This is a genomic window from Undibacterium pigrum, assembly GCF_003201815.1.
Lineage (GTDB): Bacteria > Pseudomonadota > Gammaproteobacteria > Burkholderiales > Burkholderiaceae_D > Undibacterium > Undibacterium pigrum.
This window is the reverse complement of record NZ_QJKB01000002.1, coordinates 123,767-145,100: the sequence shown is the minus strand read 5'-3', so window position 1 is coordinate 145,100 and position 21,334 is coordinate 123,767. Positions and strand designations below refer to the sequence as shown.

The window sequence follows — 21,334 nt, the reverse complement described above, 5'->3', positions numbered from 1 at the left end:
GTTCTGATTTCCAGAATTAATCCTCGAAGAGCATCTATACAATGAAATCATATTTGTTTTGATTATTTTTATATGATTGCGATCACCGTGCCAACCAATAACTCGCCTTTTTCTGCCCTGCAGGCAGAGCTGCTCGCCCCTGCCAGCCCTCTCAGGACTGCAATTACAGAAGCATACCGCCGATCAGAGCCAGATGCTGTGCAATGGCTCTTGGGAAATATCAATCCGCAGGAAGATCAGCAAAAGAGTGTTGCAGAACTGGCACACCGTCTGGTCAGCAATGTACGCCAGCAACGCACCCGCGCTTCTGGTGTTGATGCCCTGATGCATGAATTCTCCTTGTCTTCAGAAGAAGGCGTAGCCTTGATGTGCCTGGCCGAAGCCCTGCTGCGCATCCCCGACCATCAAACTGCCGACCGCCTGATTGCCGACAAGATCAGCAAGGGTGACTGGCGCAAGCATCTGGGTGAATCACCTTCGTTGTTCGTCAATGCTGCCACCTGGGGCTTGCTGGTGACGGGCAAGCTGGTCAGCACAAATAGCGAACAAGGCCTGGGTTCTGCCCTGACACGTTTGATCGCCAAGGGCGGTGAGCCACTGATACGCAAGGGCGTTGACATGGCCATGCGCATGCTGGGCAACCAGTTCGTCACTGGACAAACCATAGAAGAAGCACTGAAAAACAGTCAGGATAATGAAAAGCGCGGCTATCGCTATTCATATGACATGCTGGGTGAAGCGGCACTGACTGCCAAGGATGCAGCCTTCTATTACAAGGCCTATGAAACTGCCATCCATGCGATAGGCAAGGCATCGAATGGCCGCGGTATCAAGAATGGCCCTGGTATTTCCGTCAAACTGTCTGCCCTGCACCCGCGTTATTCACGCGCCCAGCGTGAACGCACGATGAATGAATTGCTGCCCCTGCTGAAAAAATTGCTGGTGCTGGCGAAACAATACAACATCGGTTTGAACATTGATGCAGAAGAAACCGACAGGCTGGAATTGTCGCTGGACCTGATGGAAGCACTGGCTTTTGATGCTGACCTCAAAGGTTTTGAAGGTATAGGTTTCGTGGTGCAAGGCTATCAAAAACGTTGCCCGTTTGTGATCGATTACCTGGTTGACCTGGCACGCCGCAGTGGTAGCAAGTTCATGATACGCCTGGTCAAGGGCGCTTACTGGGATGCAGAAATCAAGCGTTCGCAAGTCGATGGCATGAGTGGCTTCCCGGTCTACACCCGCAAGGTCTACACCGATTTGTCTTACCTGACTTGCGCACAAAAACTGCTGGCCGCGACGGACGTGATTTATCCACAGTTTGCCACGCATAACGCCCTGACCCTGTCCACGATTTATACCTGGGCACAAAAAGCCGGTATCACTGATTATGAATTCCAGTGCCTGCATGGCATGGGTGAGACCTTGTACGACCAGGTGGTTGGTAAAGACAAGCTGGACAAACCTTGCCGCATCTACGCCCCGGTAGGCTCACACCAGACCTTGCTGGCTTACCTGGTACGCCGCCTGCTGGAAAATGGTGCTAACTCATCCTTCGTCAACCAGATCGTTGATGAAAGCGTGTCTATAGAATCCATGCTGGCTGATCCTATTGCAGTCTCGCGTGAACTGGGTGGCGCACCACATGCAGCCATAGCCTTGCCCAAGGATTTGTTTGGCAAGGAAAGAAAAAATTCTGCTGGACTGGATTTTTCAAATGAGCTGGAACTGCAAAAAATCAGTGCCCATTTTGCCGAAAGCAGCCAGCAAAGTCTGACAGCCACGCCTATCCTGCATGGCCAGGTATCTGCAACGCAAGCCCGTCCTGTGAATAACCCGGCAAATCAGCTTGATATCGTTGGTGAAGTGATAGAAGCCGATGCCCAGGATGTGCAAACTGCCCTGCATGCGGCAGAACAATATGCCATGGACTGGCAAACTACAGCACCGGTAGAACGTGCTGCAGCCTTGAAAAAAGCGGCTGATCTGCTGGAGGCGCAAACCCTGGATTTCATGGCGCTGGCAATACGTGAAGCCGGCAAATCACTGCCAAATGCCTTGGCAGAAGTGCGTGAAGCAGTAGATTTTTTGCGCTATTACGCCGCCCAGGTAGAGAGCCAGGCAAATACCCAGGCGCTGGGCCCTGTCGTCTGTATCAGCCCATGGAATTTCCCTCTGGCCATCTTCATAGGTGAAGTCAGTGCAGCGCTGGCCGCAGGTAATGTGGTGCTGGCCAAACCGGCAGAGCAAACCCCGCTGATCGCTTATCGCGCCATACAACTGATGCATGAAGCAGGTGTGCCACGTGGTGCCCTGCAATTCTTGCCCGGCACGGGTGAAGTCGTTGGTGCTCAGCTGGTAGCTGATCACCGCGTCAAGGGTGTGATCTTTACTGGCTCGACTGAAGTTGCACAAATCATCAACCGCACACTGGCAAAACGTGCGGTGGCGGAAGGCATCGATATCCCGCTGATTGCTGAAACCGGCGGCCAGAATGCCATGATCGTTGACAGCAGTGCATTGCCTGAACAAGTCGTCAATGATGTGATGTCCTCAGCTTTTGACAGTGCAGGCCAGCGTTGCTCAGCGTTGCGCGTACTGTGTCTGCAAGAAGATATCGCCGACAAGACCATAGAAATGCTGCACGGTGCCATGCAGGAATTGCGCATAGGCCAGCCAGACCGCCTGGCCATCGATATCGGCCCCGTCATCGATGCTGAAGCACAAAACAATTTGATGAATCATATCAATGGCATGCGCAACAAGGCCAAGTCCTTCTATACGCTGGACCTGGCAGCCACTTGCCGTGCCGGTACTTTTGTTGCGCCTACTGTCATGGAAATTGCCAACCTGGCCGACCTGAAAAAAGAAGTCTTCGGCCCGGTACTGCATGTCTTGCGCTACAAGCGCAGCGACTTGCCTGCATTGATAGACCAGATCAATGGCACCGGTTTTGGCCTGACGCTGGGCATCCATACCCGCATTGATGAAACCATCGATTTCATCATCTCGCGCGCTCACGTCGGCAATATCTATGTGAACCGCAATATCGTCGGTGCGGTAGTGGGTGTGCAGCCCTTTGGCGGTGAAGGCAAATCCGGTACCGGCCCAAAAGCTGGCGGCCCGCTGTACCTGAAACGCCTGCAACGCACGCCTGTCACCGGCCTGGGTGGACATACTGTGTATGAACGCCAGTCACCACCAGCGCTGGAAGCCTTGCTGGTCTGGGCACAAAAACAGGGTCATCAAAAAATTGCCGAGCTGGGTGAACACTATGCCCATAACAGCCCTTATAAAGTGACCCAGGTCTTGCCCGGCCCGACAGGCGAACGCAATACCCTGTCATTTGCGCCACGTGGCCGTATCTTCTGCGCCGCGACTACGGTCAACTGTCTCGTCAATCAACTGGCGGCAACGCTGGCCACCGGCAACCTGCCAGTTTTGCCTGCACAAACCATGGCTATCCTGCCTGCCGGTTTGCCAGCCGAGGTCAGCAAGCTGCTGATTGCCGCGGAAGCTGAAGACTGCGGTGCCCAGCTGGCCCTGGTGGAAGGTGGTTTGCTGTCGCATTACAAACTCTTGTTTGCCGGTATGGATGAAGCCATCGTCTCTGTCGTCGAAACCCATGACCATGCAGAAATACCTTTGTGGCGTTTGATGGCTGAACGTGCGCTGTGTGTGAATACCACGGCTGCGGGTGGCAATGCCAGCTTGATGACACTGGCTAACTAAAACTCATTATCTTTAAGCTGCACCAGAATCAGCTCCTCCGGAAACGGAGGGGCTTTTTTTTTGTTAGTCCGCAGCTAGCAGATTTGATGTGCGCATATCCTCATTTCACACCCTTATTTTCTCAATCTGGCGCGTCACCCCACAGCTTCGTCATTGCTGTGGATATGCTGGCATTTTTTGCATGCCATGGATTTCATCAAGGGAGAAAAATGCGTTTTCTGCTTATATTATTTCTGCTCGCCACCAGCTTCAACGACAGTTGTTTTGCTGCCGTGATTTCAGGACAAGACGGTAACAAATACCAGCCAGAGTTTTCTCTTTGTAGCGATGCCGGGAATGATGCACATTTGAAAGGCAGCATGTGTGCACGCGTGAATATGCCACTGTCACAAGGCAAGCCTGTTACTGAACAGCCAGATATGGTGATCAGCCTGTTTGTCCGCAAGTTTCCAGCAACAGGCCTAGCAAAAGGCCAGCTATGGCTGATAGCCGGTGGCCCTGGAGAATCAGGTGCTTCACTTTATTCTTTTGTTGAGCGCTTTCGTGACAGCTTTCCCGGCTTCGATTTGCTGGTACCCGATCATCGTGGGACGGGTTTTTCCAGCCGTCTGTGTCCGCAGGAAGAAGCCGTGGACAGCCCCGGCGGCACGACACTGGTGGCGCAGGAATGGCAAAGCTGCTTCAGCTATCTTCAGCAACATCCTGACTATGCGCGCCAGTTCAGCCTGACAAATGCAGCACATGATTTGCGGCATTTAATCCTGCAAAACCAGGATGGCAAACCCGTTTATGTATACGCAGTATCGTATGGCACGCAATTAATACTGCGCGCTCTGCAGATCGCCGAATTGCCGCTGGATGGTCTTATCCTTGATTCTCTTGTGCCCTTGCAGACAGCAGGTAAATGGGATCTTAGCCAGCGTTCTTTTGTGCTTGATGATATAGGCCGCAAAGTGCTGGCTGGTCCTGCCGAAACCTCCTATAAAAATCTGCTGGCCAGGCTGGCAGCAAATCCTGCGCTGGCAAAAGATATCCCCGGAGGGGAAGTCAGGCAGTTTTTTGGCCGATTGCTGGATGTACCTGCAGCACGCCAGCATTTGCCAGCCTTGATCAGAGAGATGGAACAAGGCAAGCAGACAGGCGAATTACAAAAAGTGCTGGGCATACTGGGTAAAAGCTATGCTGAATTTGGTACTTATCCACAGTTGCCGCCATCGATACCACTGGTGAGCATCATCAGCCAGTCAGAAAACAATTTGCGCCCGGGCTTGACGCATGAGGTCATACAGCAGGAGAACGCCAGCCTGTTGTTTACCAGCCCCTTGCCAGGCTTGCTCGTCAATACCGGTTTACCCGCCTATGAGCCAGACCAGTACTTTGGAAAACTGCCCGCGAACTTGCCACCCAGCCTGGTACTGCAAGGCACATGGGATCCGAAAACTCATTATGAAGGCGCAGTAGAGCATATCGCCAGCCTGGAAAAAACCGGCAAGCTAACCGGCAAGCTGACACTCGTCACTGTAAAAGAAGCCCCGCATTTCATACTATGGACAGCACCTGGCTGTTTCGCAAAAGCCAGCCGTGCATTTCTTGCAGGCCAGGTGCTCATGAAGGAATGCCTGGAAAAATAAGGTCGGGTTAAAATACTTGCAAGAGCACCTGCCATTTCATTTTTTGCTTGTGCTTATTTTTACTATCCTTTTTCATTGCCCTTTTTCACCACCCTTTTTCACGCTCATGAGCAAACGCCAGAATCTCAGTATTTCTTCAAGAAAGCAGCCTCAGCAAAGCCGTTCTGCAGAACTGGTGGCCATCATACTGGAAGCTGCATTGCAGGTTTTGCAAAGGGAAGGCGCGCAAAAATTTACTACGGCGCGGGTGGCAGAAAGAGCAGGTGTCAGCGTAGGATCTGTGTATCAGTATTTCCCTAACAAGGCAGCCATCCTGTTCCGCCTGCAGAGCGATGAATGGCGGCAGACGGGCGGAATGTTGCGCGAGATACTGCAGGATGCGCAGCAGGCACCGCTGGAACGTCTGCGCACCCTCGTCCATGCCTTCATCCGTTCAGAATGTGAAGAGGCGCAAATCCGTAGTGCCCTGACAGATATTGCTCCGCTATATAACGATGACCCGCAGGCACAGGAGGCATGGCTATACTGGGACCACACCGTCAAGGTATTCATTGCAGAATTGCTGCCTGCAGCCTCGGCAGCAAGCCGTTCCATCGTCGAAGAACTGCTCTCCACTACACTCAGCAATGCCGGTGAACATGTCTCGGCAAGTACTTATCCTGCGACCAGGATAGATGATTATGCGAATGCCATGGCGGATATGTTTTGTGCTTATCTGAGCAGCCTGAAAAACAGAAATGAACAGGCTTGATGACCAGCCTGTTCTAGACTTTATGCAGCAGGAGAGGTTTTACCCAGCAAACGCATGGCCACCAGTATGGATAAACCTACGGCCACGCCACCGGCAAGAAATACCGTATCCACACTCCAGCGCCCGGCGATAACACCTGCCAGCGGGCTGGCAATACCCAGTGAGATATCCAGGAAAGCTACGTATGCCCCCATGGCTACGCTGCGACTTTGCGGTGGTGCACGTCTGGCGGCTTCGACGCCAAAACCAGGGAAGGCCAGCGAATAGCCAAAACCTGTGAAGGCGATGCCGAGATAAGTCATCGTTGTAGTATCCGCCCACCAGATCAGCAGCAGTCCGGCAGCTTCTATGATGACGCTGACAAGCGCCACCCTGGCACCACCCAGCTTGTCTGGCAAATGTCCAAAGAAAATGCGCGCAGCGATGAAAGCCAAACCAAAGGAAGTAAATGCCATGGAAGAATTACCCCAGCCCCTGGCGGCAAACAATAAGGCAACGAATGCCGTAATCACGCCAAAACCTATGCTGGCCAGTGCCAGACCCATGCCAGGCGCCACAACCATGCCCAGTACTTTATAAAAAGGCATGCGGGTACTTCCCATGGGTGGAATTGCAGTGATAGTCAAAGCGATCAGCAATGCCAGGAATGGTATGCATATGGTGCTGGCTGCAATACCGGCAAAGCCCCATTGCGTATTCAGGGCAACACCTGCTGGTGCACCCAGCGCCATTGCGCCGTAAAGGGCGATGCCAACCCAGGCCATGACCTTGCCCGCATTTTGCGGCCCCACCAGCCCTATGCCCCAGCCCAGTGCCCCTGTGACGACCAGGCTTTCACCTATGGCCAGCAAGACACGTCCGCTCAGCAATATCCAGACTGACGTGACTGGTACAGAAACAAAAGGCAGCGAGGCAAGATAAGCCAGGCCTGAGCTTGCGATGATGAGCAGGCCAGCCACTACTGCCCGTTTGGCACCACGGCTGTCCGCAAAATTACCAGCCCATGCGCGTGACAACAGGGCAACAGCAAACTGTGCACCGATGACCGTACCGACGACGAGGGTACTCATGCCGAGGTTGTCATGCAGGTAAAGAGGCAGCACCGGCAACTGCATGCCCATGGTCAGGAAACCGATGAAAACCGCCAGAGTAAGTGGCAGCAGCTTAAGAATAACATTAACGGCCTTTGCTGGATTTGCCGCATTTGCAGCCTGCAATGACGCTGAAGATTGAGAAGATAAAGACACAGATAGACTCCAGACATAAAAAATAATTGATGCTGGATATGATAAAAGTCTTCATTGACATCGAATAGTCGCGTAATAGCGGCTATATAAGACAGGCCGCAAAGCTATACAGGACGGGGCTTTGCTGGAATTTCTTTATTATTTTTCTGAATGGGCACGCAAAATATTCGCGTTTCAACTGAAGTTTGCGAATGTTAAGGCGTGCAAAAACCTGAAGACAATAATAAGCTGTGGATAAGTTTCTTTATTTTGATTAATGCTCTAAAGCCTGAGCTGATCGCTCAGGCTTTTTGTTTTGACTGCAGTGCTTCGATAGCATCACATAAAGAATCTGCATAGCCAGTTTTCTTGAATTTCCCGGCAACTTGCGTGCAGTTGTTTTTTATAACTTCTGAAGCCAGCAGTTGTTGCAGACTGCGCGTGAGTCTGCCGCCAGTCAGGCGCGACATGCGTATGAAATCACCTGTACCCAATTTTTTAATGCGTGCAGCATTATCAAACTGGTCAAATGCCAGCGGCGTTATCAGTTGTGGTGTGCCTGCCCTCAATGCTTCTGCTGTCGTACCTATGCCACCGTGGTGAACAAGTACAGATGCGCGCGGCAAAATACTGCGCAGGGGTAAATAACTTTGCCAGAGTATGTTGGCAGGTAAAGCTGCAGCGATCTGTTCACGATGGCTGGTAAGGAATATCGCCCGCAAACCCAGTTTTTGCACGGCCTGTTGCGCGCATAGAAAATAATGACCGGCCTGAATATTTCCTGATCCTGGCGTAAAAATCACTGGTGCAGGGCCCGCAGCAAGAAATTCTTCCAGCTCTGTGGATAAGTCTGTAATTGTGCTGCTGTCATAGAGCTGGAATTCGCCCATGGCCAAAGGAGCTGGCCAGTCTGGCTGGGCTGGTGCAAACCAGTCAGGGAAAAAACTGATACTTAAATCTGGGACGGCATACATATGCGCTGCCAGGCTGCTGATAGTCGATAAATTCCTGGCCTGCCTGGCTTGATTGATGATGGGTACGGCAACTGGATCAATAAAATTCTTGTCTGCATAAGTCCATAGCCATCTGCGCATCCAAACTGGCAGCCATTGCGGTATGAATAAATCCCCCATCACCAGGGGGTTATGCACAGTTCGTAAATTAGAGGGCGCGAGATAAGCAGCGACGATGGGGATATCAGTCCTGAAACTACGCACAATATCTGCTGCAGGCAAACCCAGTGGATGGGCGACCAGGATGTAATCCTGTTCAACAGGTAAAGAAGCAATATAGCCTGGCATTTCAGTAAGCACTGACTTACTTGATTCAAGCACGACGCCCATGCCCTTGCGTATATCCCACATATCTGGATGGCTTAAGGCCGCATCATAGTCAGCCTGGGTCCCCAATATCTTGTAGGTAATACCTGCTTTTTGTGCATGAATGGCATGAACCGGAGCCAGCAGCATGGTGGTTTCATGTCCGCGCTTTTGCATTTCAACTGCCAGGCTGAGGAAAGGGAATATATCTCCCAGTGTACCCATGCCAAGAAAAATGTAATGCCTGGCTTTGGTCATGATGCTTTATTTGCTTGCAAAGGCAATTTCGTCAAAATTTTTCCATAGTTGCTGATTTTGCTCATTTTGCTGATAGGGAGAGCCAGATGGCGCTATCTGAAGCCGCGTTTGCTTTGCAAGATTATTTTTTTTGCGCCAGTTCGCGTAGTTCTTCACCCATTTTTTTTGCTGCTTCAAACATTTTTTCCATCATGGGTGTCATTACTTTTTGCATGGCATTCATACTTTCTTGCATGACAACAGGCATTTTGCTGACAAAAGACCTGCCAGCCGGAGATCTGTAGAAAGCGCTGATGCCATCAACGTCTTCCTGGCTCAGGGAATTGCTATAAACCTCAACGAGAATAGGCTCGAGTTTTTCCCAGGTAACTTCTGATCTGTGGATATCCATGACTTTATCCCGGAATTTATCCATGATTTTTTGCTGCTCTGCATTAACAGGCTGGTCCTTCATGGCTGTTTTCATCATGTCTTTCATGACGCGTTCCATTTGGACTTCTGTACTTTTCAGCATTTGCTGACTATTCGTCAACACCAGCAATTCTTTAACCGAGGCTGCCGTAGGTTTTTCTGCATGTGCAGAACCACATGCCAGCAAGGTCGCAAACAGCAAAGTTGACCATAGCTTCATCGGTATTTCCTCTCAGGTTTTGTACGAGTTACGGATTCTACGACAGTTTTTTGCTTTTGTTTTTTTGCATTTTTTGAGCTGTGGATACCTTTAGATTGAATAAGTTTATATATAAATAGTAGTAGTTGTTAACGCAGGCATGTCGCTGTGGATAAGTCAGTAAACATCCACAGGATCAAGCATTTAGGCCAATGATAAGGCGGTGATAAAAGTCTGTATATCCACAGGACAAAATCTGAACAGTAAACGCTGTCGTGAGTAATTTTTGAGTTACGCACAATAGATACAGTGGATATCAGCAGACTTATCCACAAAGATTTTTTAAAAAATGTTGTTTTTCACTGAAAAATCCCAGGAAAACACCTGTTTTCAGCTTTGCAGATAAAAATTTTTAGGAAAAGACGGAAAGAATTGGCTTTTAAGGCTGGCAAACCAGAGTCTGCTGCTTTTTAACCTGAGGCCATCTTTAAAAATTCAAAATGGCTTGCATCAAAAAAAAGCATTCTTGTGTTGATGGATGAGCTTCATTTTTTTAAGACAAAGTTTGCAAGAGATTTTTTAAGCTGAGTGATCTTAAAAAATTCAACGGCGCTTGCAATAAAAAAACCGAGCGTCTGTTTTGATGGATGGATTTTTTTTGGGAAAGTTCGTTTGTAACACGTGCTTCTTTTTTTGAAGTTTGGATATTTTTCAAAATTTTTTTATTTCGATCAAAACCAGGTCTTTCAGGAAATTTTCCAGCATTTTCCGAAAAGGGTTTAATTAAATAATTAGTTTATATATACATAGTAATAGTAGTTAACGTCGCGATTTTTTGTGGATAAGTCTTAATTTATCCACAAAAACAAATACTTAGTTCATGTATAGATGTGCTGATAAGTCCTGTATGAAAAAAGGACGGTTTTGGGATAAAAAATCTTCTTCCACAGCTTTGCATGGTTTTGCACAGTTCATCCTGTGGATATGCATAGGCTTATCCACAGAGAATTGTATGGTTATTGTGCTATGAGAATTTACATACTGCCAGTTTAAATGCCGTCAGCTTTTTTCAATAAGGCTGGTGCAAAAGTGGACAGTAAACGGCCAAATATCCTGGCGCTTTGTACTGCAGTTGTGGATAAGTGACGATTATAGATAGCGGTATATTCCAGGTGAGGAGTACCACCGCGGGCGCGTTTGAACTGGCTGGCACCTGAGCTGTAATGCAGTTTCAGCTTCTTTTCTCTGGCTGTCTTGAGTAATAAAGCCATCAAACGTCTGTATAAACCCAGTTCTTTGGGCAGGCTGGTGTCATAACCTATCAGAGGTGTGGTCAGCCAGCCATTTTCATGATGGGTATACATGCCTATGACACCTACCAGACGGCCTTGCCAGCGCAGGGCATGCATTTCCAGGAACTGGGTTTCCAGGCAAAGTTCAAAGAAAGCGGCACTGAAATCGGGATTGAGATATGAGTGTTTATCGATAAACAACTGGCGGTAGAGTTCTTGTAATACCGCAATATCCTGCATTTGCAATGCTTCGTGGGTCAGTACTTCGACTTCTGTATTGTCCAGCAGGCGGGCATCCTGCCTGACGTGATTGTGTTTCCAGGCGCTGGCTTGCTGTGGATCGCAGAGATAAATCATGCGGCTGGGAAATAATTGCCAGCCTGTGCTGAGCAGGCTTTCTGTCAGTTCAGGGTTCACCTGTGGACAAATATTGCGCATCATTAAGGGATGCTGTGGATAAGTGCTCTGCAGTTTATCGGTGGCAGTGCTGATCTCATTTGCAGACCAGTCAGTATAAAGATTGGTCGATACCAGATGGTTGGCGACGATGGCAGCCTGGTCCAGTTTGCTGGCTTTGAGCAGGGCCGAAAGTGGGCCGAGTATGGCGCAACTGCCTAGCTTGATGGCTTGCGCCCATGCAGGACTTACTTGACGCAGTATTTCCTGGCGTGGATAGCGCAACCAGGTAGAACGCGGGCTGGCAACATAGCTTTCCTGCCATTTGCTTTGATGCTCCAATAGGCTCACTGGCTGGCTTTGCCCGGCGATTTCTATGGCATTCACAGTGCAAGTGGCATTGTTAAGCCAGTGCTGGCCACCACGCGAACGCGCAGTCAACAGCCACAGGGCGTCTGCCACCACACGAGGCGGTAAAGAAGTATGCAATTTGGTACTTACATCTTGGTGTACAGGTGCATGCCGCCATAGATGGCTGAGCGGTCAGTGGCATACAGGCTGCGGTTATGGGCAGTATCGGTATGCCAGGTCGCCAGTATCTCTGGTGCCAGTTTGGCTTCCAGCGGTGAGCTGCTGCCACCTGTACGGAAAACCACCTTGGCCCCTGGCGCTGCGGTGCGGTTCACTTCTTGCCAGAGTTTGGTCAATTGCTGTTGGTCCATCCAGTCCTGGGCATCGAGGAAGAGATAGGCATCCATCGAAGCCCGTGGTTGTCCCTGCAAAAAATCAGTCAGGGTTTGATGGTGGGGATGCAACCTGTCTATATTGCGGCGCAGGGTGTGAAAATGTTCTTGCTGCAAATACATGGGCAAGGCAGCCTGTTTTTTGGTGTCATAGCGACGGCCAAATGCCTGTTGCGCATAACAGTTTTCTTCCAGCGGAAAATCACAGGCCAGGTGACGCATTCTCTCCTTGAACAAGAGATGCAAGCCATCTTTGGCTTCGTGTTTCAATTCTGCGAATTGTGAGGGTGGTATGCCCAGGCTATACAGGGCCAGCGGCTGGCTGGCAATGAGGCGGAACAAACGAGTTTCAAAGACTGGGGCGACATATTGCTCAAATAATTGCGCCTGTTCCTGCAGATTTTTTGCCTGCAGGAGTTTGCTCATGTCTCCACCCATCATGCGGACAAAGAAATGCGCAAAGCTGATGAAGTTACCTAGCAAGCCATGTTGATAAGCCTGGTTGGTAAAATAATGGTAACGCGGCTTGCCAGACAAAGAGCGACTTTCCCAGAAGTTGCTGGCATCGTCTGATAACTGCATGCGTATATGACGTTTATAGCGTTTCAGATTATCAGGCTTGTCGGCATTGCCCAGAAAAGCCAGTACCGCATCGTAATCAGGCAAATGTTTGATAGCGGTTTGCTTGATATTGAGCATGGCGAGGTGGGCAGCATTCAAATCCACGGCATGGACAGCAGCTGGCTCAGCAGACAGATAAGCGAGGGCATTGCAGCCACCGGAAGAAATGGTCAGGATATTTGCGCCTGGTTTGAGTTGCAAAGCATCCAGGTCAGCTTGTGGATCTTCCCAGATCTGGGCATACACAAGGCGACTGAACCAGTGGGCAAACAATTTGTCTGCCAGACCCTTGCGGCCAGACGTGGTGGAATTGAAAACGGCGCTGTCTATCAGGGCTTTGCTGGACATGCTGGTCTCCGCTTATGTGTTGTAGGTTAAGGGAGACTTTAGGACGCTGAGGTGACAGCTTGGTGACAGTTTGATGAAGATTATATGAAAAACAAATAAGGACTTATAAAAACTCGCCCCAGCTGCGTTGCAGCTCCGGTAGTTTGAAAATTAGGTACTAAAGTACTGTCTTCGTCGCTACGGTGTAGGCGGGGTTTCGGACAATATGTTGTCCGCCGCCGAAACGAAGCATCCTTGCAAGGATGCTTTCCTCAGCAAGGCCTTGCTGGGACGAGTTTGTATGAGTCCCCTTTTGTAGTCTTTTTTCTTATTTAAATTCAGAGTTCAATTAACGTGCGTGCTCTGTGGATAAGCGGCGGCGTCTGGCTCTGATGAACATGAGTAACTGATAAGCAAAATACAGCGATGCCAGTACCGGCATAGAGGCTACCAGTATCCACAAGCCACCTGCCAGGGGCACTGGCCCTGACCAGACTTGTATGGCAACTTCTGGCTTATTGCTTTTTTCAATGGCAGCCTGCTTGGGAGTGTCAATTTGCACGCCAGCATTTTGTTTGGGCAAGTCTTGTGGAGCAACCACAAATACCGCCTGCGAACCCTGGGCCGGAGTGGCTGCGGCACTGCTGCTCGCAGCGGCTAAGACTGAAGACGTTGGCAATACCGTCAGCACATGCAAAGCCAGGATCAGGACATACTTGAGTTTCATTAATGCAATCGGGTGATGTTTCAGGTGAAACGCGAGGTGTCAGCTCAATATAGGCTGACACCTGTGCGCTTATTCAGGCAATTATTTTTTCTCTGCCAGTTGTTTTAAATTACTTAAGCCAGCTTCAAAATCGGGGCCCACCATTTTATCCATAAACGGGGCAAATAGCTTCATCATAAAATTACCTTCACTGTTGCCTTCCATATTCCAGGTCACTTTCGTGCCATTTGGCTCGGCTACCAGAGTGAAATTGCCAGTCGATGGCTTGCCCATGCCTTCAAAATGCAGTTCATATTCCACCAGGCGGTTTGGGCCTGCATGCGTGAGTTTCATGCCGCCATTGCCCTGGCTTGCACTTTTCCAGTCCCATGCTGCACCCGTGCCAAATTCAGGGCCGGAAAATTCCATCTTCATATTTGGATCGCGCTGATTCCAGACTGACCAGTTTTTCCATTCCTTGGGTGTGGCGATAAGGGGGAAAAGTACCGCCGGGGTAGAACGTATCAGCACGCTGCGGCTGACTTTATATTCATTGGGCAAAGAGTAGGCAATTGCCAGTATCAATGCAATTGCGGTAACCAGTATGCCTGCTGACCATTTGATGATTTTCATTTTTATTCTCCTGTCTTATTCAGCTATTTTTATTCAGCTATTTTTTCAGCTATCAATACAATGGATATCCACTGCGAATTATCTTACTTTTCCTATGGCGACTTCCCAGTTTTGCATGAGATTATTTGCTTCGTCACGGCTTAAGGCTGGCGTAAACTCTCTGTCCATTTGCCATAGAGCTGCGCATTCTTGCATATTTTGATAGACACCAACACCCAGGCCAGCCAGATAAGCTGCTCCCAGGGCTGTGGTTTCTGTGACTTTGGGGCGTATCACGGGTATGCCCAGCAAATCTGCCTGGAATTGTAGCAACATATTATTGGCTGCTGCACCACCATCGACACGTAATTCCCGGATAGGGAATACCGCATCCTTTTGCATGGCTTGCAGCAAGGCGGTACTCTGGAAAGCGATGGATTCCAGTGCGGCGCGGGCAATATGCGCTACCGTGCTGCCACGGCTCAGACCCAGGATGGCACCTTTGGCACCAGGTACCCAGTAAGGTGCGCCCAGGCCGGTGAAGGAAGGAACAAAGACCACACCGCCAGAATCCGGCACGCTGGCTGCCAGTTGTTCAACATCGGTGGAATGCTGTATGGCTTTCAAGCCATCCCTTAGCCATTGCACCACCGCACCACCAATGAAGACACTGCCCTCAAGTGCATATTGGGCATGGCTATCAGTCTGGCAGGCAGCCGTGCTGATCAGGCCATTGTGGGAATGCGGGCACTGATCACCGGTATGCATGAGCATGAAGCAACCCGTGCCATAAGTATTTTTAGCCATGCCAGGAGTAAAGCAGGCCTGGCCAAACAGGGCAGCTTGCTGGTCACCGGCTATGCCGGCGATGGGTATGGCAGTACCCAGCAATGTACTTTGGCCAAACTTGTGGCTGGATGGTAAAACTTCGGGCAGCAAGGTTTTCGGAATATCAAACCAGCTCAGTAATTCTTCATCCCACTTGTTATCGTGGATGTTGTACAGCATGGTGCGCGAGGCATTGCTGACATCAGTGACGTGGAGCGCGCCTTCGCTGAGTTGCCAGGCCAGCCAGCTATCGATGGTGCCAAAAGCCAGTTCACCAGCCTGCGCGCGACGGCGTGCATCGGGGATGTTATCGAGCAACCATTTGAGTTTGGTGGCAGAAAAATAGGGGTCGAGTATCAGGCCGGTCTTGGCCTGTATGCGCCCGGCATAGCCTTGCTGGCGCAATTCATCACAATAAGCTTCTGTCCGGCGGTCTTGCCAGACGATGGCATGGTAGAGCGGCTGGCCAGTTTTTCTGTCCCACAATACCGTAGTTTCGCGCTGGTTGGTAATGCCTATGGCGGCGATGTCTTTTGCCTGCAAACTGGCTTTCGCCATGACTTGCTGGCAAGTGGCAAACTGGCTTTGCCAAATTTCCAGGGCATCATGCTCTACCCAGCCCGGCTGGGGGAAAATCTGGCGGAATTCTTGCTGGGCGGTGGCGATCAATTCACCGTGCTCATTGAAGATGATACTGCGCGAACTGGATGTGCCCTGGTCTAGTGCAAGCAGATATGTCATAAAAAAGTCCTGATGCGTGCTGGAAAAAGAGGCAGAGTCAAAAACATTCAGCCTGATACTGACGTCTGGTTACAAATAAAGACTGCAGCGTACTGATAAACAAAGTTGAATTTGTTATAGTAGATTATTAATTAATATTTACTACTATGCAAGAAAGGTGACCTGTGCCAGGATTAATCAATTTTTCTTTGTCTTTACTGGTACTGCTGCTGATGGCTTTTGGCACCATGCGTAAAAGCCGCAGCTTGCTCATACTGGCTTTTTTTGCCATGGTTGCTGCCAGCCTGCTGGGTTGGTATGAATACATCTTCCCGGCTGGCCTGAGTGCCCTGTTTTTTGCAGGGACTCTGGCAACGGTGCTGGCGATCTCGGTGTTCTTTTATGCCATGTATTCCTATGATGCCGCATGGATGGGAACACAGGAAAGCAAAGCCAAAAATCAGCTTTGAACAGGGCGGATGCAGCTTATAAAGTTCGACTAATTCAGTTTAAGTAATGCAGCTCAACTAATGCAGCTCGACTAATTCAGTTTAACTATCGGACATCCAGCAATTCAATATCAAAAATCAGATAAGAGTTGGGCGGTATCATGCCATTGCCAGCTCCTGCCGGACCATAGGCCAGTTCAGGGGGGATGACCAGGGTACGTTTGCCGCCTACCTTCATGCCGGCCACACCTTGTTCCCAACCCTTGATGACACGGCCTGCACCGAGGGAGAACGAGAAGGGCTGCTGGCCTACCGAGCTGTCAAACTTGTTGCCGCGCTCCCTGTAGGCAAAGGGATCATGCAACCAGCCTGTGTAATGCACATAGACAGTATTGCCTACAATGGCTTCCTTGCCAGTACCCACTTTTTCATCGATTTTTGTGAGTCTGCTGATCACTACGCTGTCAGGTGCCTGCGCCTTGGTTTGGGCCAGGGCTGTTGAAGCTGGCAAGATGCTGGTGAACAGGACACTGGCCAGCAGTGCTGTAATGCTTTTGTATTTCATTCGGTTTCCTTATGGGTGGTGCAGATTATTTTTGCTTGGCTGCCTGGATTTTTTTCTCGAAGGCTATATCCAGTTTACTGGCTTTTTTAGGAGCCAGTTTTTGCAGGCTGTTGACGTAGGCAACAAATTCATCGATTTCCATGGCCTCGCTGACGCTGGCAGGTAATTCATCCGGCTGTTCCAGATTGGCCAGGGTCAGGGAAAAACGGCCATCGGCCAGGCTGACCATGGAATAGGGGGCATTATTGCTACGTTCGCGCAGGCGGTTGACGGCATGGGCGGCCTTGGTTGATCTGGCCATTATTTAATCCCGTATTTGCGCATGATTTTTTCCATGGTACCGTCGTTATCCAGTTCTTTATTGATTTTGTTATAGAGCTCTATACGCTGCTTGTCCATGCGGATATTGCACAGCATATTCAGTTCTATGCTTTTCCATTTGATGGCACGCACTATGTCATTGGCATAGCCTTGCTGCTGGGCGATGGCCATGCCATGTGATTCTGAAACTATCCAGTAATCCAGCCTGCTGTTGATCAGCAAACGTGGATTATCCTCATCCTGGTTGGAAAATTCTATCCTGTAACCCTGCTCATGGAGTTGCAAGCCTGTTGCCGCATTTTTATACGAACCTATGGAATAGGGCTTGGCATCTTCAAAATTTTTCAATACCCGGGTATCGGTTTTGCGGCCATATAACACCCAGTTATCGGTGACCAGGGGGCCTACCCATTTATACGAATTTTCACGCTCAGGTGTACGGCGAAAGCCAAATAAACAGGTATTGTCGTCATTCAGCGTGGAGTTGAGGCCGCGTGCCAGCGAGGTACTGCTGATCGTATAGTTGTCCCCCGCACGCCTGAGGATTTCCTGTATCTTTTCTGTCAGTGCGCCCTGGATTTCCCCGCTCCTGACATCGGTATGGGTAAATGGTGCAAATTCCTGTATCAGCAGTTTGATCGTTTCTGCGTGGCTAAGCGCAGGAACGGTGGCCAGACATAACACTAAACTGGATTTCAAGAATTTCACGACTCAGGTTTCCGATAGAGATAATTTGTGGAAATATACCGCTGAATTTCCAATTAGGGCAGTTATTTCTGATGCTGGCGCATGCAGAGTGGTGTTTAAGCCCAGATCGTTTTCAATAAGGCAAAACTTGCCGCAATCATGGCTTCGTTTTGACGCTTTTCCTGGCAGATAAAACTCAGTTCAGTAGTGACGCTGACGGCATCCGCAATCACCAGGCCATGGGCATGGGCTTCGCGTATGGCGATGGAATCACGTATCAGGCTCAGGCCCACACCAGACTTGACCAGATCCAGCATGCTGGGTTCCTGGTCTACCAGGGCAACTTTATTGGGGATGACGCCATGTTCGGCGAAGATTTTGCTTAATAGGCGATGATGTGCCGATTCTGCCGGTGTCCACAACCACGGCAATTTTGCCAGACTGGCCCAGCCCTGGCCTGCCACCCGGTTTTTCCAGCCATTTGGTGCTACCACGCGATAGGTAAATGCTGTCAGCACCAGGCTATGGCAGGGCGTTTTGCCATCATCGGGGGGCTGGCCCAGGTAAAAGCCCACATCCAGGCTGCCAGCCCGCACTTGCTGCAAGACTGATCCCGACATGCCTTGTTGCAATTTTGTGGATAACTGTGGATAAGTCTCGACCAGGCGCTTCAACAATACCCCCAGGCGGGTGAACTCCGGGTCCAGTATCGTCCCTATCGCCAGTTCACCAGAAACCGTACTGTGCAAGGCTTGCGCCGTCTGGCGAAACTCACCCATGCTGGCGATGACTTTTTCTGCCAGGGGTAATAGCCTGGCACCGTCATTGCTCAGGCGCATGCCGCTGGCACTGCGTGTGAATAAAGTCAGTTGCAAGCTCTCTTGCAGGGATTTGATTTGCAGGCTGACTGCGGGCTGGGTTACATGCAGTCGCTCAGCCGCCCGGGTCAGATTGGCTTCCCTGGCGACAGCAACAAAAGCACGCAATTGTGTCAAGTCCATTATTAGCAATCCTTATATTGCTCTTGATAATAACTCATTGGATTTAAAGTGGGTAGTCGATTATTGTGGTGCACATCTTTCCATATGATGGAACTTATCCACAAGGTTTACTTATGACATCCACAATCGCACATTATATGAATGGCCAGGCCTATGCTTCTGCAAGTGGCCGCCAGCAAGATGTATTCAATCCTGCGACTGGCGAAGTGACGGGCAGTGTTGCCCTTGCCAGCATTGAAGAAGTACATGCTGTCATCGCCGCCGCCAAGGCCGCCGCGCCCGCCTGGGCAGAAACCGCGCCGCTTAAACGCGCCCGTGTGATGTTCAAGTTCAAGGAATTGCTGGACCAGCATCACAAGGAAATGGCGACCCTGATCACCCGCGAGCATGGCAAGGTTTTGTCGGATGCCATGGGTGAAGTCACCCGCGGCATAGAAATCGTTGAATTTGCCTGTGGTATGCCACAACTGTTGAAGTCACAATTTTCGGACAATATCGGCGGTGGCATAGACAATTACAATCTGCGTCAACCGCTGGGTGTGACGGCTGGCATCACGCCTTTCAACTTCCCTTTCATGGTGCCCATGTGGATGGCACCGCTGGCGATAGCGACTGGCAATACCTTCATCCTGAAACCATCTGAGCGCGACCCTTCCTGCTCTTTGCTGATAGCTGACTTGCTCAAAAAAGCCGGTTTGCCGGATGGAGTATTCAATGTCGTGCAGGGCGATAAAGTGGCTGTCGATGCACTGCTTCAGCATCCCGATGTGTCGGCAATTTCTTTCGTTGGCTCTACCCCGATTGCCGAATACATCTATAGCGAAGGCACCCGCATGGGCAAGCGCGTTCAGGCTCTGGGCGGTGCAAAAAACCACCTGGTCGTCATGCCCGACGCCAACCTCGAACAAGCTGTCGACGCCCTGATGGGCGCAGCTTACGGCTCTGCCGGTGAACGCTGCATGGCGATCTCGGTTGCTGTTGCCGTTGGCAATGTGGCTGATAAATTGGTTGAAGCTTTAGTACCACGCGTGCAGGCCCTGAAGATCAAAAACGGCATGGAGTCTGATGCCGAAATGGGCCCGGTAGTAACTGCCCAGCACAAGGAAAAAATCGAATCTTATATCGCTGAAGGCATAGCCGAAGGCGCGCAATTGCTGGTTGATGGTCGTGGCCTCAAAGTGCCTGGTCATGAGTCCGGTTTCTTCCTTGGAGGCTGTTTGTTTGACCATGTCAAAGAGGGCATGAAAATACATCGCGAAGAAATTTTTGGCCCTGTCTTGTGCGTAGTCCGCGTTCCTGATTTTGCCTCTGCTGTCGAACTCATCAACCGCCATGAATTTGGTAACGGCGTGTCCTTGTTTACCTCGGACGGCAACACTGCACGCGAATTCTCACGTCGCATCCAGGTAGGCATGGTGGGCATCAATGTGCCTATCCCCGTACCCATGGCCTGGCATTCTTTTGGTGGCTGGAAACGTTCTTTATTTGGTGATGTACATGCCTATGGCGAAGAGGGTATACGTTTTTATACCCGCTATAAATCCATCATGCAGAGGTGGCCAGATAGCATAGATAAAGGGGCGGAGTTTACGATGCCGGTGGCGAAGTAGCGGCGAGCGGGCTCCTTCTCCTTCAAGGAGAAGGTTGGGATGAGGATGGGGTTCTGGCGATAAACAGCAATCATGTCATCGCGTAGGTTGGGCTACGTTTTATCAGCCCAACACTGGGCTTTCCAAGTACGTATTTATTTTTTTGCTGAAGTCCAGTTGCTTGAGTCTTTATTAAAACGATCGCCCTTCGTGGACACAAGCCGGGTCTCGGCCCGGCGGCCGAAATACTTTCTTTGCTTCGCCAAAGAAAGTATTCAAAGAAAGGCGACCGCAGACTCGCCCTTCGGGTGCTTACGCTACGCTCCAGCATAATTTGTGCGTCACAAAAAATGGGAAAGCTTCGAAACTCGCTCCCCTTGCAGGGCGCACAATCGCTTGCAAGCGATTGCCGTTACGCTGGCGAGATGCATGCATCTCGAAACCCCAGCTACACCTCAAACAACGAAGCTTTCTGATCCATTTTCTGTGGCGCACAAATTACATCGTCCCAAGCGGTTGAAGATCAAAAACAGAGTCAAAAGCAACGTCAATGGGACCGTTATGCATATGCAGTTGTGCATGGTCAATTAACCCGTGTTTTTGGGGTTGCCGTTGTTTTTGAATTTTGCCGTTCCGATGTGTCGATGCCGTTTGTGCGGTACAGAAAATGGAAAAAGAAGGGCCGCTGTCTGAGCGCAGCGAGTTTCGGACCTTCCCATTTTTTGTACCGCACAAACGGGAACCCCCTTTAGGGGGCAGCGACGCCTCGGTCGCCTTCTTTTGCGTTCTTTTCTTGGCGAGACAAGAAAAGAATGTAGCTGTCGGGCTACCCCCGACCTGCAATCGCAATACAGTGACAGAAGTAAGTAAATGAGTTAGCGTACAAGCACAAAAATTTAAGAAAGTTTGATTTCCTTATTTCTAGCGATTCACTTAAAAAACTTTTTGAC

Annotated in this window: 17 protein-coding genes; 5 read left to right on the top strand and 12 right to left on the bottom strand. The window is 50.2% G+C overall.

The genetic code is table 11. The features are described 5' to 3' along the window. Positions 1–72 precede the first annotated feature (72 nt). From putA to DFR42_RS07670, 3 genes are all read left to right on the top strand, one after another. A complete protein-coding gene (gene putA / locus DFR42_RS07680) occupies positions 73–3,732 on the top strand; it encodes a trifunctional transcriptional regulator/proline dehydrogenase/L-glutamate gamma-semialdehyde dehydrogenase (RefSeq protein WP_110254406.1) in 3,660 nt (1,219 codons plus the stop codon). 209 nt (positions 3,733–3,941) lie between these two features. Continuing rightward, a complete protein-coding gene (locus DFR42_RS07675) occupies positions 3,942–5,363 on the top strand; it encodes an alpha/beta hydrolase (protein WP_170133438.1) in 1,422 nt (473 codons plus the stop codon). Positions 5,364–5,469: 106 nt separating this feature from the next. After that, positions 5,470–6,114, top strand: coding sequence for a TetR/AcrR family transcriptional regulator (locus DFR42_RS07670; RefSeq protein WP_110254404.1), 645 nt, complete (start codon positions 5,470–5,472; stop codon positions 6,112–6,114). Positions 6,115–6,134: 20 nt separating this feature from the next. On the opposite strand, the gene DFR42_RS07665 is transcribed toward DFR42_RS07670, so the two are convergent. From DFR42_RS07665 to glpK, 8 genes are all read right to left on the bottom strand, one after another. After that, positions 6,135–7,361 carry an arabinose transporter gene (locus tag DFR42_RS07665; RefSeq protein WP_425450871.1) on the bottom strand — a complete coding sequence of 409 codons (1,227 nt, stop codon included), beginning with the start codon at positions 7,359–7,361 and terminating at the stop codon, positions 6,135–6,137. Positions 7,362–7,642: 281 nt separating this feature from the next. After that, entirely contained in the window at positions 7,643–8,917 is a 1,275-nt protein-coding gene (locus tag DFR42_RS07660) for a nucleotide disphospho-sugar-binding domain-containing protein (RefSeq protein WP_110254402.1), read from the bottom strand. Between the two features lie 121 nt (positions 8,918–9,038). Further along, a complete protein-coding gene (locus DFR42_RS07655) occupies positions 9,039–9,548 on the bottom strand; it encodes a DUF2059 domain-containing protein (protein ID WP_110254401.1) in 510 nt (169 codons plus the stop codon). A gap of 1,028 nt (positions 9,549–10,576) precedes the next feature. Further along, entirely contained in the window at positions 10,577–11,704 is a 1,128-nt protein-coding gene (locus tag DFR42_RS07650; protein ID WP_146218802.1) for a GNAT family N-acetyltransferase, read from the bottom strand. Between the two features lie 8 nt (positions 11,705–11,712). Continuing rightward, a complete protein-coding gene (locus tag DFR42_RS07645) occupies positions 11,713–12,927 on the bottom strand; it encodes a BtaA family protein (RefSeq protein WP_110254399.1) in 1,215 nt (404 codons plus the stop codon). Positions 12,928–13,255: 328 nt separating this feature from the next. Then, a complete protein-coding gene (locus DFR42_RS07640) occupies positions 13,256–13,633 on the bottom strand; it encodes a hypothetical protein (protein WP_110254398.1) in 378 nt (125 codons plus the stop codon). Positions 13,634–13,714: 81 nt separating this feature from the next. Then, a complete protein-coding gene (locus DFR42_RS07635) occupies positions 13,715–14,245 on the bottom strand; it encodes an SRPBCC family protein (protein WP_110254397.1) in 531 nt (176 codons plus the stop codon). A gap of 78 nt (positions 14,246–14,323) precedes the next feature. Then, on the bottom strand, positions 14,324–15,793 hold the full coding sequence (gene glpK / locus DFR42_RS07630) for a glycerol kinase GlpK (protein ID WP_110254396.1): 1,470 nt from the start codon (positions 15,791–15,793) through the stop codon (positions 14,324–14,326). A gap of 164 nt (positions 15,794–15,957) precedes the next feature. On the opposite strand from glpK, the gene DFR42_RS07625 reads away from it, so the two are divergent. Further along, the gene (locus DFR42_RS07625; protein ID WP_146218801.1) at positions 15,958–16,242 is read left to right on the top strand and encodes a hypothetical protein; all 285 of its coding nucleotides are present in this window, start codon (positions 15,958–15,960) and stop codon (positions 16,240–16,242) included. Between the two features lie 85 nt (positions 16,243–16,327). Here the strand turns inward: DFR42_RS07625 and DFR42_RS07620 are convergent, their stop codons facing one another. The 4 genes from DFR42_RS07620 to DFR42_RS07605 form a co-directional block, all read right to left on the bottom strand. Then, positions 16,328–16,786 carry an FKBP-type peptidyl-prolyl cis-trans isomerase gene (locus tag DFR42_RS07620; protein WP_110254394.1) on the bottom strand — a complete coding sequence of 153 codons (459 nt, stop codon included), beginning with the start codon at positions 16,784–16,786 and terminating at the stop codon, positions 16,328–16,330. A 25-nt stretch (positions 16,787–16,811) separates the two neighbouring features. Further along, the gene (locus tag DFR42_RS07615) at positions 16,812–17,087 is read right to left on the bottom strand and encodes a hypothetical protein (protein WP_110254393.1); all 276 of its coding nucleotides are present in this window, start codon (positions 17,085–17,087) and stop codon (positions 16,812–16,814) included. Then, positions 17,087–17,806: a substrate-binding periplasmic protein gene (locus DFR42_RS07610; RefSeq protein ID WP_170133437.1), complete on the bottom strand. Its 720-nt coding sequence runs from the start codon at positions 17,804–17,806 to the stop codon at positions 17,087–17,089. Before DFR42_RS07610 ends, DFR42_RS07615 begins: the two co-directional genes overlap by 1 nt. Positions 17,807–17,910: 104 nt before the next feature. Beyond that, complete coding sequence (locus DFR42_RS07605; RefSeq protein WP_110254391.1) at positions 17,911–18,795, bottom strand: LysR family transcriptional regulator; 885 nt, start codon at positions 18,793–18,795, stop codon at positions 17,911–17,913. 113 nt (positions 18,796–18,908) lie between these two features. Here DFR42_RS07605 and DFR42_RS07600 point away from each other — a divergent pair, with 113 nt between their 5' ends. Beyond that, positions 18,909–20,405 (top strand): CoA-acylating methylmalonate-semialdehyde dehydrogenase, encoded by a 1,497-nt coding sequence (locus DFR42_RS07600; RefSeq protein WP_110254390.1) that lies wholly within the window; start codon positions 18,909–18,911, stop codon positions 20,403–20,405. Positions 20,406–21,334 lie beyond the last annotated feature (929 nt).